The sequence below is a fragment of the Microbacterium sp. NPDC055312 genome (assembly GCF_053645675.1).
This window is the reverse complement of the sequence record NZ_JBSHMU010000003.1, coordinates 48,385-61,915: the sequence shown is the minus strand read 5'-3', so window position 1 is coordinate 61,915 and position 13,531 is coordinate 48,385. Positions and strand designations below refer to the sequence as shown.

At 69.7% G+C, this 13,531-nt stretch carries 18 protein-coding genes; 3 read left to right on the top strand and 15 right to left on the bottom strand.

Annotated features, from left to right (window positions below):
• Positions 1-22: 22 nt before the first annotated feature.
• Positions 23-1,792 carry an aldehyde dehydrogenase family protein gene (locus ACWIDW_RS08880; protein ID WP_454124601.1) on the top strand — a complete coding sequence of 590 codons (1,770 nt, stop codon included), beginning with the start codon at positions 23-25 and terminating at the stop codon, positions 1,790-1,792.
• A gap of 2 nt (positions 1,793-1,794) precedes the next feature.
• Here ACWIDW_RS08880 and ypfJ read toward each other — a convergent pair whose 3' ends face one another.
• Positions 1,795-2,673 carry a KPN_02809 family neutral zinc metallopeptidase gene (gene ypfJ, locus ACWIDW_RS08875; protein WP_454124599.1) on the bottom strand — a complete coding sequence of 293 codons (879 nt, stop codon included), beginning with the start codon at positions 2,671-2,673 and terminating at the stop codon, positions 1,795-1,797.
• Positions 2,674-2,771: 98 nt separating this feature from the next.
• On the opposite strand from ypfJ, the gene ACWIDW_RS08870 reads away from it, so the two are divergent.
• A complete protein-coding gene (locus ACWIDW_RS08870; protein WP_454124597.1) occupies positions 2,772-3,761 on the top strand; it encodes a malate dehydrogenase in 990 nt (329 codons plus the stop codon).
• Positions 3,762-3,838: 77 nt separating this feature from the next.
• Positions 3,839-4,297 (top strand): recombinase family protein, encoded by a 459-nt coding sequence (locus tag ACWIDW_RS08865; RefSeq protein ID WP_454124595.1) that lies wholly within the window; start codon positions 3,839-3,841, stop codon positions 4,295-4,297.
• Positions 4,298-4,308: 11 nt separating this feature from the next.
• Here ACWIDW_RS08865 and ACWIDW_RS08860 read toward each other — a convergent pair whose 3' ends face one another.
• The 14 genes from ACWIDW_RS08860 to ACWIDW_RS08795 all read right to left on the bottom strand — a co-directional run bounded on the left by ACWIDW_RS08860 (position 4,309) and on the right by ACWIDW_RS08795 (position 13,515).
• Entirely contained in the window at positions 4,309-4,953 is a 645-nt protein-coding gene (locus ACWIDW_RS08860) for a hypothetical protein (protein WP_454124593.1), read from the bottom strand.
• Positions 4,954-4,955: 2 nt separating this feature from the next.
• A complete protein-coding gene (locus tag ACWIDW_RS08855) occupies positions 4,956-5,453 on the bottom strand; it encodes a hypothetical protein (protein WP_454124591.1) in 498 nt (165 codons plus the stop codon).
• Positions 5,453-7,012: an EI24 domain-containing protein gene (locus ACWIDW_RS08850; RefSeq protein ID WP_454124589.1), complete on the bottom strand. Its 1,560-nt coding sequence runs from the start codon at positions 7,010-7,012 to the stop codon at positions 5,453-5,455. The genes ACWIDW_RS08855 and ACWIDW_RS08850 overlap by 1 nt, the downstream gene beginning before the upstream one ends.
• A gap of 3 nt (positions 7,013-7,015) precedes the next feature.
• A complete protein-coding gene (locus ACWIDW_RS08845; RefSeq protein WP_454124587.1) occupies positions 7,016-7,297 on the bottom strand; it encodes a hypothetical protein in 282 nt (93 codons plus the stop codon).
• Positions 7,294-7,482, bottom strand: coding sequence for a hypothetical protein (locus tag ACWIDW_RS08840; protein ID WP_454124585.1), 189 nt, complete (start codon positions 7,480-7,482; stop codon positions 7,294-7,296). The genes ACWIDW_RS08845 and ACWIDW_RS08840 overlap by 4 nt, the downstream gene beginning before the upstream one ends.
• A 117-nt stretch (positions 7,483-7,599) precedes the next feature.
• Positions 7,600-8,241: a hypothetical protein gene (locus ACWIDW_RS08835; protein WP_454124583.1), complete on the bottom strand. Its 642-nt coding sequence runs from the start codon at positions 8,239-8,241 to the stop codon at positions 7,600-7,602.
• Positions 8,238-9,053 (bottom strand): hypothetical protein, encoded by an 816-nt coding sequence (locus ACWIDW_RS08830; RefSeq protein ID WP_454124581.1) that lies wholly within the window; start codon positions 9,051-9,053, stop codon positions 8,238-8,240. Before ACWIDW_RS08830 ends, ACWIDW_RS08835 begins: the two co-directional genes overlap by 4 nt.
• Positions 9,050-9,685 carry a hypothetical protein gene (locus ACWIDW_RS08825; RefSeq protein WP_454124580.1) on the bottom strand — a complete coding sequence of 212 codons (636 nt, stop codon included), beginning with the start codon at positions 9,683-9,685 and terminating at the stop codon, positions 9,050-9,052. Before ACWIDW_RS08825 ends, ACWIDW_RS08830 begins: the two co-directional genes overlap by 4 nt.
• Complete coding sequence (locus ACWIDW_RS08820) at positions 9,682-10,926, bottom strand: hypothetical protein (protein WP_454124578.1); 1,245 nt, start codon at positions 10,924-10,926, stop codon at positions 9,682-9,684. The genes ACWIDW_RS08825 and ACWIDW_RS08820 overlap by 4 nt, the downstream gene beginning before the upstream one ends.
• 12 nt (positions 10,927-10,938) lie before the next feature.
• Positions 10,939-11,310, bottom strand: a complete 372-nt coding sequence (locus tag ACWIDW_RS08815) for a hypothetical protein (RefSeq protein ID WP_454124576.1) — start codon at positions 11,308-11,310, stop codon at positions 10,939-10,941.
• 89 nt (positions 11,311-11,399) lie between these two features.
• Entirely contained in the window at positions 11,400-11,687 is a 288-nt protein-coding gene (locus ACWIDW_RS08810) for a WXG100 family type VII secretion target (RefSeq protein ID WP_083428829.1), read from the bottom strand.
• A 192-nt stretch (positions 11,688-11,879) separates the two neighbouring features.
• Entirely contained in the window at positions 11,880-12,386 is a 507-nt protein-coding gene (locus tag ACWIDW_RS08805; RefSeq protein WP_454124575.1) for a hypothetical protein, read from the bottom strand.
• Between the two features lie 47 nt (positions 12,387-12,433).
• Positions 12,434-13,012 (bottom strand): hypothetical protein, encoded by a 579-nt coding sequence (locus ACWIDW_RS08800; RefSeq protein WP_454124573.1) that lies wholly within the window; start codon positions 13,010-13,012, stop codon positions 12,434-12,436.
• Positions 13,009-13,515 carry a hypothetical protein gene (locus ACWIDW_RS08795; protein WP_454124572.1) on the bottom strand — a complete coding sequence of 169 codons (507 nt, stop codon included), beginning with the start codon at positions 13,513-13,515 and terminating at the stop codon, positions 13,009-13,011. Before ACWIDW_RS08795 ends, ACWIDW_RS08800 begins: the two co-directional genes overlap by 4 nt.
• Positions 13,516-13,531 lie beyond the last annotated feature (16 nt).

The window sequence follows — 13,531 nt, the reverse complement described above, 5'->3', positions numbered from 1 at the left end:
CGCACGCCCCCAGGAGACGACGATGACTCAGGAGACGACGATGGCTCGGGAGACGACTCTCGACGCCGAACTCGATGAGGTGCAGCGCGAGGCACTGGACGCCGACGTCGATGTGCTGCAGCAGGGTTCGCGCACGTGGGCGCACCTCACCGTGGGTCAGCGCGCGACCCTGCTGCGAGCGCTGCGCACGAGCGTCGCCGCGGCGGCGGACGACTGGGCGAACACGGCGGCCGACTCCAAGGGGCTCGACCGCCGGCATCCGCTGCGCGGCGAGGAGTGGCTGAGCGGGCCGTACTCGGTGCTCGGCGCGCTCGACGCGTACATCGACACCCTCGCGAAGCTGGCCGATGGACGCTCACCGCTCGACGGTGTGACGGTCGGTCGCGCACCCGGCGGGCGCACCCGGGTCAGCGCGTTCCCTCTCACCGGTCTCGATCGTCTTCTGCTGTCGGGGTTCAGCGGCGAGGTGTGGCTGCGACCGGGTGTCACCCCGAACACGGCCCGTGCGAACGCGGGCCTGGCGCAGCGGTCGACGGATGCCGCGGGCGGCGTCGGCCTGGTGCTGGGCGCCGGCAACATCACTGCGATCCCCGTGCTCGACGTGCTGTACGAGCTTCTCGCGCACAATCGTGTGGCCCTGCTGAAGGTGAACCCCACGCAGGACGCCCTCGTGCCCGTGTATGAGCGCGCGCTGGCGCCGCTGATCGCCCCGGGCTTCCTGCGGATCGTGCGCGGCGGGCCGACCGTCGGCTCGTACCTCACCGCACATCGCGACCTCGTGCACGTGCACATCACCGGCTCGGCCGCCACGTTCGACGCGATCGTGTGGGGTGCGTCGACGGGCTCAGCAGCCCAGGCGACCACACGACGTCGGCGAGAGAACCGTCCGCTGCTGACGAAGCCGATCACGGCCGAGCTCGGCGGCGTCTCGCCGATCATCGTCGTGCCGGGCGAGTGGAGCGCCGCCGACATCGCCTTCCAGGCCGAGCACATCGCCACCATGCGCCTGCAGAACGCCGGGCACAACTGCATCGCCGGCCAGGTCGTGATCATCTCGTCGGAGTGGGCGCAGGCCGAGCAGTTCCGTGCCGCCCTGCGGCGCGCGTACGCGGCCGCCCCCGAGCGGCCCATCTGGTACCCCGGCTCGCCGTCGCGCATCCGGCAGGCGGCGGATGACTATCCGGATGCACTGGTGCTGGCCGACCGCCTGCTGGTGGAGATCGGCGATGGCGACGATGCCGCGGCAATGCAGTCGACCGAGTACTTCGCCCCGGTGCTGGGTGTCGTCGAGCTGCCCGGCACCGGACAGGAGTTCCTGGATGCCGCGATCGCCCACGCGAACGACGAGCTGCAGGGCACCCTCGGCGCGAACCTGCTCATCGATCCGGTGACCGAGAAGTCGCTCGGCACCGGGTTCGAACGGGCGATCGCCGAGCTGCGCTACGGATCGATCGCGATCAACTCGTGGACGGCCTTCGGGTTCATCACACCGACGCTGACCTGGGGCGCGTTCCCGGGCAACACCCTCGACGACGTGGGCAGCGGCATCGGCGTGGTGCACAACGCCCTGCTGCTCGACGAGGTGGAGCGATCGGTGGTGCGCGGGCCGTTCCGCCCGTTCCCGCGGTCGTTGCCCGTGCTCAACGGCGGCCGTGTGACGATCCTGCCGAAGCCCCCGTGGTTCGTCTCCGCCCGCACGGGCGCTGCCGTGTGCGAGGGCCTCACCCGGTTCCGCGCGCACGGCGGCATCCCGGCGCTCGTGCGCACCCTGCTGCGGGCGCTGCGCGCCTGATCTCAGAGCTTGTCGCCCGCGACGGCGAAGGTGTCGCACACGCCGAGACCGTTCTTATAGCCGTCGGCGAACCACGCCTGGCGCTGCTCACTGGTGCCGTGCGTGAAGCTCTCCGGGTTCACCCGGCCGGCCTGCTGCTCCTGGATGTGGTCGTCGCCGACCGTGAACGCCGCGTTCAGGGCATCCGCGATCTGCTCCTCGGTCGGCTTCTTGACGTACGCGACGCCGTTGCCGTCCTTCTGATCGGCGACGTCGCCCAGCCACGCGCCCGCGTAGCAGTCGGCCTGAAGCTCGGTGCGCACCCCGTTGCTGTCGGGGCCGGTGCCGTTGTTCGGGTGCTTGTCCATCGTGCCGGTGATGTTCTGGATGTGGTGCCCCCACTCGTGCCCCACGATGTACAGCTGCGCGAGCTCGCCGGCCGAGGCGCCGAACTGCTCCCGCATGAGCTGGAAGAAGGCCGGGTCGATGTAGACGCCCTGCTCGGGCGGGCAGTAGAACGGCCCGACGGCGTTCGAGGCCGTGCCGCACTGGGTGGAGGTCGCACCGTCGACCACGTTCATCGTGGGCGGCTGGTATCCGTCGACGTGCTTCTGCCAGTAGTCGTCGAGCAGCACCTGGGCCCCTGCCATGCGGCAGTCGTCATCGGTGTTCGCGTCCTGGCCCGTGTCGCACTCGGCGAGGGTGCTCTCCCCGCCGGAGGCGGGTGCGTTCCCGCCGCCGGGTGCTCCGCCGACCAGCCCGGTGAGGTCGGGACCGCCGAGCATGGCGACGACCAGCGCGACGAGTCCGAGCACGCCCACGCCACCACCGGCGATCGCGGCGCCCCGCCCGCGGCGGCGCGTGGTGTTGCCCGAGATGTCGGCATCCGGATTGAAAGTCATGCTGAAAAGGTAGCGCGCCGCGGGATCCGGCGTTGAGGGCTTGACGAATCGGCGCACACCCCTCATCCGACCGGGAGGCGGGGCTTAGGCTCATCATCATGGCGACGACGATCACGATCACAGGTGCCGGCGGACAGATCGGCTACGCGCTGCTGTTCCGCATCGCGGCGGGAGACATGCTCGGACCGGACGAGCACGTCAGACTGCGACTGCTCGAGATCCCGCAGGGACTGCGCGCAGCCGAAGGCGCGGCCCTCGAGCTGCAGGACGGCGCGTTTCCTCTGCTCGACGACGTCGAGGTGACCGATGACGCCGAGGTCGGGTTCGACGGCGCGAACCTCGCCCTGCTCGTCGGCGCCCGCCCGCGTGGCCCAGGCATGGAGCGCGGCGACCTGCTCGCGGCGAACGGAGGCATCTTCGGCCCGCAGGGCCGCGCGATCGCGGCGGCCGCGGCATCCGACATCCGCGTCACCGTCGTGGGCAACCCCGCCAACACGAACGCCCTGATCGCCGCGTCGTCGGCCGACGGGGTTCCCGCCGAGCGGTTCACCGCCCTCACCCGGCTCGACGAGAACCGCGCCCGGGCGCAGCTCGCGCAGACGCTCGGCGCCCCGGTCGACCGCGTGCGTCGGGTGCCGATCTGGGGCAATCACTCCGCGACGCAGTTTCCCGACATCTCGCACGCCACCCTCGACGGCGAGCCGGTCGCCGAGTTTCTCACCGCGGCGGTGAAGGACGTCCGCGCCTGGCAGGAGCAGACGTTCATCCCCCGGGTGGCGAAGCGCGGCGCCGAGATCATCGAGGTGCGCGGGTCGTCGTCGGTGGCATCCGCGGCGAGCGCGACCATCGATCATGTGCGGGACTGGGTGCACGGCACCGACGACTGGACCAGTGCGGGCGTGGTCTCACGTGGCGAGTACGGCGTGCCGGAGGGTCTGATCTCGTCGTTCCCCGTGCAGTCGATCGCCGGCGAGTGGCGGATCGTCGAGGGGCTGGAGCTGGATGCCTGGGCTCGGGCCCGCATCGACGCATCGGTGGCGGAGCTGGTCGACGAGCGCGAGACGGTGCGCTCGCTCGGACTGCTCTGAGCGCGCCGGCTCCACTGCACGGAGTGCGGCCGCCGCTGACGCGGGACTCGGGCAGAATGGATGCCGGAGGTGCGGCGATGACCGATGCGATGAACCCGAACGGCGGCGAGGCGGAGATTACGCTGACCAGCCCGCTGCACCTGCCGCATGCGGCTGCGAACTGCCCGAAGTGCCTGGCGAACGACGATCACGGCTGGTGGTCGGCACGGCCCGAGGGGACGCGTCTGGTGGGGCTCGTCGTCGCGCGCGACGGGATGCCCTCGGTGACCCAGCAGCGCGATGATCTGACCCGTTTCGGCGTGCCGATCGAGGGCTTCCGCCACCCCGCCCCCGAGATCCTGGAGAGCTGGGGCGATCGCCTGGCCCGGCTGATCGAGACGCTGCGCCCGGGAGATGTGCTCGTGGTGGCGAACGTGCACGCGCTGGGCCGCGATCGCGACGAAGAGTCGCGCACGGTCTCCGAGCTGCGTCGGCGCGGGATCATGGTCAAGGTGCTCGGGCATCACGCCCGGCACCTGGCCGACGCGCCCCGCTGAACGGGTCGCTGTCAGCCCTTCGCGGCCAGCAGCTGCTCGCGCAGCGACGGCGGGCGCTCGCTCGAGAAGAACGCGGCCGCCACGAACTCGTCGAACAGGGCGCACATCATGTTCTCCAGCTCGCCGAGCGGGGTCGAGAAGCGCGCGAGCAGCATCTGCTTCGTCCCCGGAACGGGGATCCAGTAGTCCGCGATCAGTCGCAGCGTTCCGTCGGCCTCGCTGCCGTCGGCGACGGCTTCGGTGCGGTACGTGCGCAGTGCCGGAACACCGGGACCGCGCACCTCGGTCATCGACACGTGCGCCGCGGGATCGAGCTCTTTCAGGCCCTCGGCCATGACCGCGAGAACGACTTCCGGTGCGGTGCCGATCGCCGGGCTCATCCGCAGGTCGGTGGGCTCGAAGACGAGCAGGGTGACCGGCAGCGGCGCACCGAGCGCGATCTCGGTCGAGAACATGATCGCCCGGATGTCACCGCGGGAGCCGGCGGCCACGGCATCCTGCAGCTGCTGCCGCACCCGCGCGCGCTCGGGCGCGCGGTCGTCGGCCGGGCCGACGGACTCCTTCGCTATGCGGCGGATGGATGCCGTGGCTGCCGCAGCGCTCGACAGATCGACCGAGTACCACCGCCCCGGCAGCCGGAATCGCAGTTCCGGCACGCTCACTCCGGTTCCGTCCACTCCCCGTAGCGAGACGACATCCCGGTCAGGCTGACGCCCGCCTGGCCCGCACCGCGCATCCGAAGAGGCTCCAGCTGCTGCGCAGCACCACGAAGGTCGACGATCTCGTGCTCCTGACCGGCGTCCGTCCCGGCGGTGAGCTTGATCGTGTTCGGCTCCCAGGGCAGGGAGGTCCAGATGGCCTCGACCACCGCGTCGAGTTCGTCTGCGGTGAACGGCTCTGCCGAATCCGTGACGAGCCCGAGGCTGAACCGGTACCCGAGACCGTTCTGAGAACGTTCGGGGTCGCGCACGTCCACAACCCTCGGCGCGGCCGCCGTCACGGCATCCGACACGTCTCCGAAGTTCACCGTCGTCATCTCCTCTGATCGGTCGGGGCCCTGCGAGAGGGCTGCGCACCCTCCGAGCGTCCCCGTCATGAGCACTCCCGCCAGGGCGACGGCGAGCAGTCCGTGGTTTCCCGCTCTGCGACTGACCATCATTCCGTCCAGTGATAGTAGGAGGTGTTCACATACCCATCCTCGTCGAAGAAGTTCACGAGGCTCGGATGATTCTGCTGCACCTGCGCGAGGTGCTGCTCGAGCGTCCCCGCGTAGTCGTCGGCGTTGTGCGCGCCGGCATCGATCCCGAGCACCGGGTTCGGCTCCGGCGGATCGACGCGGATCGACGTCCAGTTCGACCCGTGCTCGATGCTGTCGAAGTCGCCGGCGATGGCATCCAGCCGCGGCACGGGGTCGCCGTTGTGCTGGACGGAGACGACGTCGATGTCGCTCGGTATGGGCATGTGGTCGATCGGTGCGCCGGATGCCACGACGGCCCGCCAGTTGTAGTCGGAGTTGTACGCCGCCAGGTGACCGGCCATGATTCCGCCCTGGCTGAACCCGACGAGCATGACCGGATCATCCGGACCGACTCCGGCCTGGTCCATCGCCTCGAGCACGGCCCGCTCGTACTGGGTCTGCAGTGCCGGGGTGAGCATCAGCGCCAGGTTGCTGTCGAGATCGTTCACCGCGCCCTGGTCGCCGAATCGTGAGAGCCACTCCTGGGTGCTGGGCAGCGTGACCGTGTAGTACCAGCCGTCGGGGCCGAGCACCTTCGTGATCTTCACGACACTGTCGGTCTCCTTGCCCAGGCTGTCGACTTCACCCGTGCCGTCGAGAACGGTGGCGAGGGTCGGGTCCTGCGGCCGATCCTCGGGATGCGGGTACGGGTCGGTGCGGCTCACGTCCGGCGTGCCCTTGACCACATCCGACAGGACGCTCCAGATCAGGAAGGCTGCGAGCACGCCGGCGATCACGGCGCCGATGATGAGGCCGATCGTGCCGAACAGCGCTCCGATGGCCACGACGAGCAGCAGAACGACGAGCGCGCCGAGGATCGCGACGATCGTGTCGGCGATGCTCTTGAGCAGGTCGACGACGTCCTGCAGGAAGTCGCCGATCCACTCGCCGATCCCGGCGAGGAAGTCGCCGATGTCGGAGAAGAACTCGCCGACGCCGTCCCAGAATCCCTCGTTCGTGGTGGCGATCGCCGCATCGATCCGACTGATCGCTCTCTCCGCAGCCTCGTTCATCGCCTCGCGGGCGGCGTCGATCCGAGCCCGCGCCGCGCCGACCGCGGCGGCTGCGTCGTCGGCCGCGCGCTGCGCACCGGGCACCTGGTCGGTGAGGGCGGGCGACGGGGTGTCGGCCGTCTTCACCTGGTCGGAGAGATCCGCCAGCGCGCGGTCGGCGCGTCCCTGAGCGAGCAGGGCATCGTCGAGGTCGTCCTGGGCGCGCTCTGCATCGTCGTGCGCTGCAGTGAGTGCGACGGCGTATTCGGTGATGGCGTCTGCCGTGCCCTTGTACCGCGGATGGATCCGCTCGAGCTGCGACGAGATCTCCTCGTTCTGCTCGTAGAGCGCCTGAACGGCCTTCCCCTCGTCATCGGCGACGATGCCCCGCAGCTCCTGGATGACGTCGAGGATCGCCTCGGCGGAGGAGACGAGGTCGGCCGCGCGGGAGGTGAGCTCGGCCGGATGCCCGGGAAGAACACTCACGGCTCACCTCTCCCCTTCCTGCGCCATCGTCGCGTCGAGGTCGCGGAACGTGTCGACGATGGCCTGCATGAAGTCGGCCTGAGAGCGCAAGTTGTCGCGCAGATCCTCTCGAGCGATGTCCCACTTGCCTCCGAAGTCGTCGATGGTGCCGGCGAGGCCACCGTGACCGGTGAGGCCGCCGATGTCGTCGGCGAAGTCCTCGGCCTCGTCGAACGTGGTCGCAAGCGTCTTCGCCGTGTGCGCGGTCGATTCCAGCCGCGCGAGGTCCATCCTGACGTCGGTCATCGTGAGTCCTTGCCGCGCCGGTCACCGCTGCCGGCCTGGCGTTGCGCCGCCGCGGCCCGCAGGTGACGCCCGAGTGCGGCGTCGGCCGCGCGCACCTCGGCGCGCAGAGCAACGGCATCCTGCGCCGACTGCGGAATGCGCACACGCAATCCGGCCAGCGCTGCCCGCAGGTCGTCGTCAGACATGTCTCCCCCTCCGGCACCGGCCCCTCTGCCGTGGCTCGACGCTACTGGAGCGGGCATCCGGCAGTCGATGGGCATTACTCCCCATTCCGGCACGTCAGGCGTCGCCGCACCTCTGCTTCAGTGCCGAGGATGCCAGGTGAGGGTGGACACGCACAGGTCGAACAGTGACTTCATCTGCAGCAGCGGTGGATCGTCGGCGGGCACATCCGCTCCGCGCAGCAGGACGAGGGTCAGCAGCAGCGCGCGTCGACGTCCACTGCCGGGAACCGGAGTGAGATAGGCGACGGTGGTGACCCGCAGCTGCTCACCGTCGAGCGCGTCGGTCGTCTCCCGTTCCATGCGCATGATGCGCTTGTCGCCGAGCAGCGGCGTGGCACCGTCGGTGAGGATCGCTGTCCGAACGTACGAGTCGAGCGTCTGGCCCGGTTCGGCGTGTTGGATGCTCGCGGTGAGCGACGCCGGGAGGTGGGCGCTCTCGGGCGCCTCGTCCGTCGGCGTGAACATCGCCACGGTCGACACCTTGCGCATCTGGGCGAACGCCTGGTCTATCATCACCCGCAGGCGGGCGAGCAGGTCGGGGCGGTGCGCCTGCATCGTGCGCGTGCGGATCTTCGCGAGCATCCGCGCCTGCTCGTCCTCGTCGACGCCGCGGCGCATCCAGCCGGGCGGAAGCACGAGAGAGAAGTCGGGGTCGGGTTCGCCGCCGAGCAGCTCGCGCAGGCCGACGCGCGTCGCGGAGCCCTGTGGGACGTCGGTCACGGCGAGCTCCTCCGGATCGGGTCGAGCGTGAACAGGGTGCCCAACGGCGCGGCCAGCGCCTGCTCCAGCGCGGTGTCGTCGAGAAAGCCGCGTTCATGAAGGATCTGCAGGGCGGTGTCGCGGTCATGCTGGATGGAGTGGCGTTGGTCGGCGGGCAGCGCGGCGACTGACCGCGCTGCGCGTTCGCGGTCCGTGATGGTCACGGGCAGGGTGGGTTCGGTGGCCGCCTCAGCGGGGCGCACCCGGAAGCGCAGCAGCACTGCCACGGCGAGCAGCGCACCGAGCGCGAGCGCACCCCAGACGGGTGTGAGCATGACCTGGTCGAGCGGGTAGTCGTCGCGCGCGGCGACGGTCGGCATGCTGGCCGTGGCGAAGCCCGCGGCGATGGCGCTGACGACCGCGATGCCGCACACCAGGCCCGACCAGCGGGCGCCGCTGCGCAGCCACAGCACTCCGGTGACGAGCAGCATGACCGCTCCGACGGCGAACGCAGCCGCGGCCACGGGAACCGAGGTCGCCGCCGGCACCCGGTCGATGAGATACGACTCCGCCCCCAGCACCGTCATGCCGGCGACCGGAGCGATCACGCCGAGGATCGCCAGCACCGCCAGCACCGCGGTGGAGCCGCGCCGTGCTGGGCTCTGCGTGCGCCGGGTGAGGATCTCGGCGACCGCCGCGCCGTCGCTGCCGAACGTCGCCACGAGGTCGGGATGCTGCTGGAAGGCCACCGCCTCCAGCATCCCGAGCCTCGGCTCCTCAGCGGCCGAGCGCGCGCGGGCCCAGGATCGTGCATCCGGATGAGTGAGCGTCATGATGCGGTCAGGCTATCAACCCAGGTGTCGGCGGGCTGCGCTTCCCGCAGGCGCGGTGCGCGCGCCCGGCGGATGCGCTCGTCGGGATCGACGAGCTGCAGCGATGCCGTGAACGCCTGGATCGACGGCGAGGTGATGCCCAGCAGGTCCGCGAAGGTGGGTTCGACCGACACGATCACCACGACGTCGTCGTCGAACGCGAAGACGATGTCGTAGCCGAGCGCGTCGGCGTCGCCGAGCCGCTCCACTCGTGGCACGAGAACGCCTGGCCCCAGCCCCTCGGACTCGAACAGGATGCCGTCGCCGGGTCCTGGCAACTCGCCGTCGCCGCGCGCCATCACGACGTGCACGAAAACGCAGAGCGGATGCTGCGCAGGCCACACCTGGAAGGCCAGCGCATCGTCGCTGCGACGGTGCCCGAGCCCGGCGCGCAGGATATCGGGAACGAGCTGCTCGGCATCCGGGGTCCAGTGCTGCGCCCATGCCGCCCGCAGCAGCGCGGTGTTCTCCGCCACCCAGGCCCCGGTCTCAGCCGGCGTCTCGAGAGCAGGGAGGGCGAGCCAGCCGGCATCCAGCGAGGTGCCGGTGATGCGCCAGGTTCCTGGCGACCATCCGGAGGGGAACGAGATCACAGCACCGCTCCCAGCCACGGCACGCGCTTGCTGATCGCCTGGTCGCCGTGCCCGGTCCAGTTCGCGATCTTGTCTGTCATCTTGATCGGCCCCGCGATCATCATGTGCGTGAACTCCCATGCGGCCGGCAGGGTGGTCGACCGCGCCCAGCCCTGCGAGCCCGCCGTCATGGTCTCGACGACCCCGGTGAGTTTGGTGGTGTCCTTGCCGAGCAGGAAGCGGCTGAACACGTCGCCGACGCCGGCCGGGTTGTTCAGCTGCCAGAACGTGCGCCCGCCCTGCACGAACCCGCTCATGCCGCCGCCCGCGAACCGCCCGGCCATCGCGACGCTGCGCAGCTGTGCTCCGGCGGCGCTCCATGTGGCGGGCTTGAAGGCGGCGAAGGTGTCCCCGGCGAAGCTGAGCATTCCGCTGCGGCCCTGGAAGAGCTTGCCCGCGCTGCCGAACGGGATGACGCCGACGATCGCGAGTGCGAGATCCATCCCGCTCGCATCGTCGCGGAAGAACTGGTAGGCGACCGCCGCGAGGGTCGCGATGGCGACGACGGCGCTGATCGCGGCGATCACCGGGCCGCCGATGACGATGGCGGCGACGGCGAGCACGGTGCCGGCCACTTGCAGCACCTGGACGAATACGGCGACGCCGCCGTCGATGTCGTCCCAGGTGCTGTCCTCGATCTTGCCGTCGAAAGCGTCTTCGATCCGGTCAGCGGTGCTGTCGAAGACCTCCTCCCACGAGTCGACGTCGGTGTCGAAGTCCTTCAGGGCGCTCTGGTACTCGTCGTGCAGTCGCTGCTTCTCGCGGTCGTCGGCGTCGTTCTGCTCGCCCATGCTCTGCTTCTCGTCGTCGCTGCGCCAGGGAGCAGGCTCCGCCCAGAACGGCCGGTCGAGGTAGCCGGGAGCCGCGTCATACGCGGCTCTCGCCTCTTCGCACGTGCGTACGCGCACGAGAATGCGCGGCTGGTATTCGCCGAGCGCGTCGGCGTACTCGACGAGGATGGGGCCGGTCGGCTGATAGAGGGCTGCGGCGCGACCCAGTTCGATGTGGGTGTCGCCGACGATCTCCTGCAGCTTCTCGACGGCCTCCCCCTTCATCCCCGATGCCTGGTCGGCCAGTCGCCGCAGGAACGCGGCGCTGGTCTGCATCTGCTCGCCCAGTGTCGTGATCTCGGTTCCGCGTGCGCGGATCGCGCCTGACTCGCCCACGAGTGCGACGACCTGGCGTCCCTTGGGTGAAAGCATGTCCGTCTCCCGTCACCGCGCCGACGCGGGGGCGCCGCCGGCAGGGGCGTGTGCGGCCGGGCGCGCCTCGCTCTGCTCGCCGGTCACATCGATCTCCATCTGGGAAGCGGTCTCGACATCCCAGTCCCGCAGGCCGTCGAGCACGCCCTGCACATGCTTCTGCACCTTGTCGATGTCGGTGCTGAGCTCGTTGCGCTTGTCATCCCAGCGGCTCTCGAAGTCGTGCACCCGGCGACCCAGATTGGTCTTGCCGTAGGGCGACCCGATCGCCGCCTGCACCGCGGCGGTACGCGATGCCGCGTCGGTCAGTTCCTGCACGATCGACTTCAGCTGGTCGTTGACCTCGCTCAGTTCGGTGTAGCGGACCCAGATCCCGTCGGCCATTGCGCCCCCTCCCGTCGTGTCGACCCCTCGTGGAACAGAACAGGGGCCGACCGATCATCGGTCGGCCCCTCGAGACTGCGTGTGCGGGTTCAGCCGCCGGCGAGCTGCTGATCCAGATCCTGGATCGCACGCATCATGCCCAGCAGGGACTCCGACATGTCGTTGATGCCGTCCACCGCGGTCTTCAGACCCGTGGTCAGCTCCCCGTAGCCCTCACCGAACTTGCCCGACGCGTGCTGCGTCTTGAAGTCCTCACCCAGCAGCGTGTCCACCTGACCCTTCAGGGTGTCCAGCTGACCCTGAATGTCATCACGAGCCTGCGACAGCGACGACGCCACCTGCTCCATCTCCGCATAAGACGCACCGAAATCGGCCATCGTCAACACCTCCGATAAATCGATCGAACCGGACCACCCCGGCCCGACACCCCCAAACTAACAACACCCCCAGAAACCGTCGATGGGCACAACTCCCCATCACCGGTCCGCCCGGCGATCAGCCCGCGGCGGCTGTCGGCGATGCAGCCATGCGATTGCTTTGGCGATGCGACTCGCCGGCGAGCTGCGGTCTCAACGCAGTTGAATGGATGCGAAGAGCGAGGAGACATCCTGCTCCGCGACATACAGCGCGACGCCGTCCTCGACGAACACGTCCATGAGCACGAGCGTCCCGGCCTGCCGGCCGATCTGCCGTCGGAGTGCGATGCTCTCCTCCCCCAAGGGGATGATGAGCACGCAGTCGAGCGCCTCCTCGAACGGGGAGCCCTCGATCGGCGCGATCACCTGCACCAACCCGCCCACGCCCAGCTGTGCGAAGGAGTCGAGCGGCTCTGCACTGAGGGAGTCGTCGAGCTCGACGGCAGTCAGGTGCGCGACCACGGCAGTACGGCCGATCGACGGCATCCACCAGAACCGCTCCTGCACGCCGGGAAGCGGAGGATCCGCGCGCACCAGGGCGAGCGCGCTCTCGGCGATGGCGGTGCGCACTGCGGCGGGCGCGCCCTCAGCGGCCCGGTCCTGCGCGACCTCGGCCGCCCAGGCCAGATCGTCAGCGAGATCGTTGAAGGGGAAGGTCATGGGCAGAGTCAGCCAGGCTTCCTGGTCCGGCCGCGCTCTGAAGCCGCTCACTGCCGCCATCGGAACGTCTCCACGATCGTGTCGCTGAGTTCCGCCAGACCCGCGACGAGAGCGGGATCGGTCTCGTCCAGCGTGGTGATCGAGACCGAGATGATCATCCCGCGCCCCTCGCCCTGCCCGGGCAGCGGGATGCCGTAGTCGATCTGGCGCCCGATGACCTCGGCGAGCTCCTCCTTGCCGCGCCGCTCGCTGTCTGCGCGCAGGATTCGCCCGATGACCGTGTCGAAGGCCTCGACGCGGCCGTGGGCCATCCCGCGGAACGACGACTCGAAATCGCTTCCCGCCTGCGCCACATGCTGGATCAGCGCGAACGACATCGGCAGCGGGGCGGAATCGTCGTGAGTCGTGTCGGGAAGGTAGACGGCTCCGACCCGGCGGCCCTGCAGCTGCTTCCACTGCTGGTTGATGAGCATCCGCGCCTCGACGTCGAGGTCGGGACGTCCGAGGGCGCGGATCTGTGCGGACAGGCGCGACGTGAGCGCCTTGCGACCTTCGTCATCGACGAAGTACCGGGTCCAGCCCGGCGGGAAGAGGATGCTGAAGCCCCCGGGCTGCTCGTCGGTCATGCTTCGTCGTCCATCCCCGACCACAGCGGCAGACCCTGCCGTGCACGTCGGCGATCCGACATCAGGGCGAGGGTGCCGGATGTGACGAGCAGGGCGAGCAGAACCGCAGCGTCGGTGAACGCCGCCGCCCACCGCAGCGAAAGATCCGCTCCCGACCCCTCGGGCAGCGCCCACGCGAAGAAGAACGAGGCGACGGTGGCCGCGGCGGTCGCCGAGAAGGCGCCGACGACGCGACCGGCGTCATCCACTCGCGACAGCACGAGGACGACCACCGCGAGCAGGACGCCAGTGGCCGAGAGCGTCAGCATCAGCCACCCCGGAAGGGAGAACAGCGGGAAGTCCACGGCGGCGTCCCAGATGGGCGAACCGTGAACGCTGACCTGACCCCCGGCGAGCAGAAGGGAGGCGAGCAGATACACGATGAGCACAGCGGCCTGCAGCATCCTCAGCAGCAGGTAGAGCGTCGTGGTTCTCTTCTGCAGACGGGCGCGGGCTGAAGACATATCCCCTAACCTACGG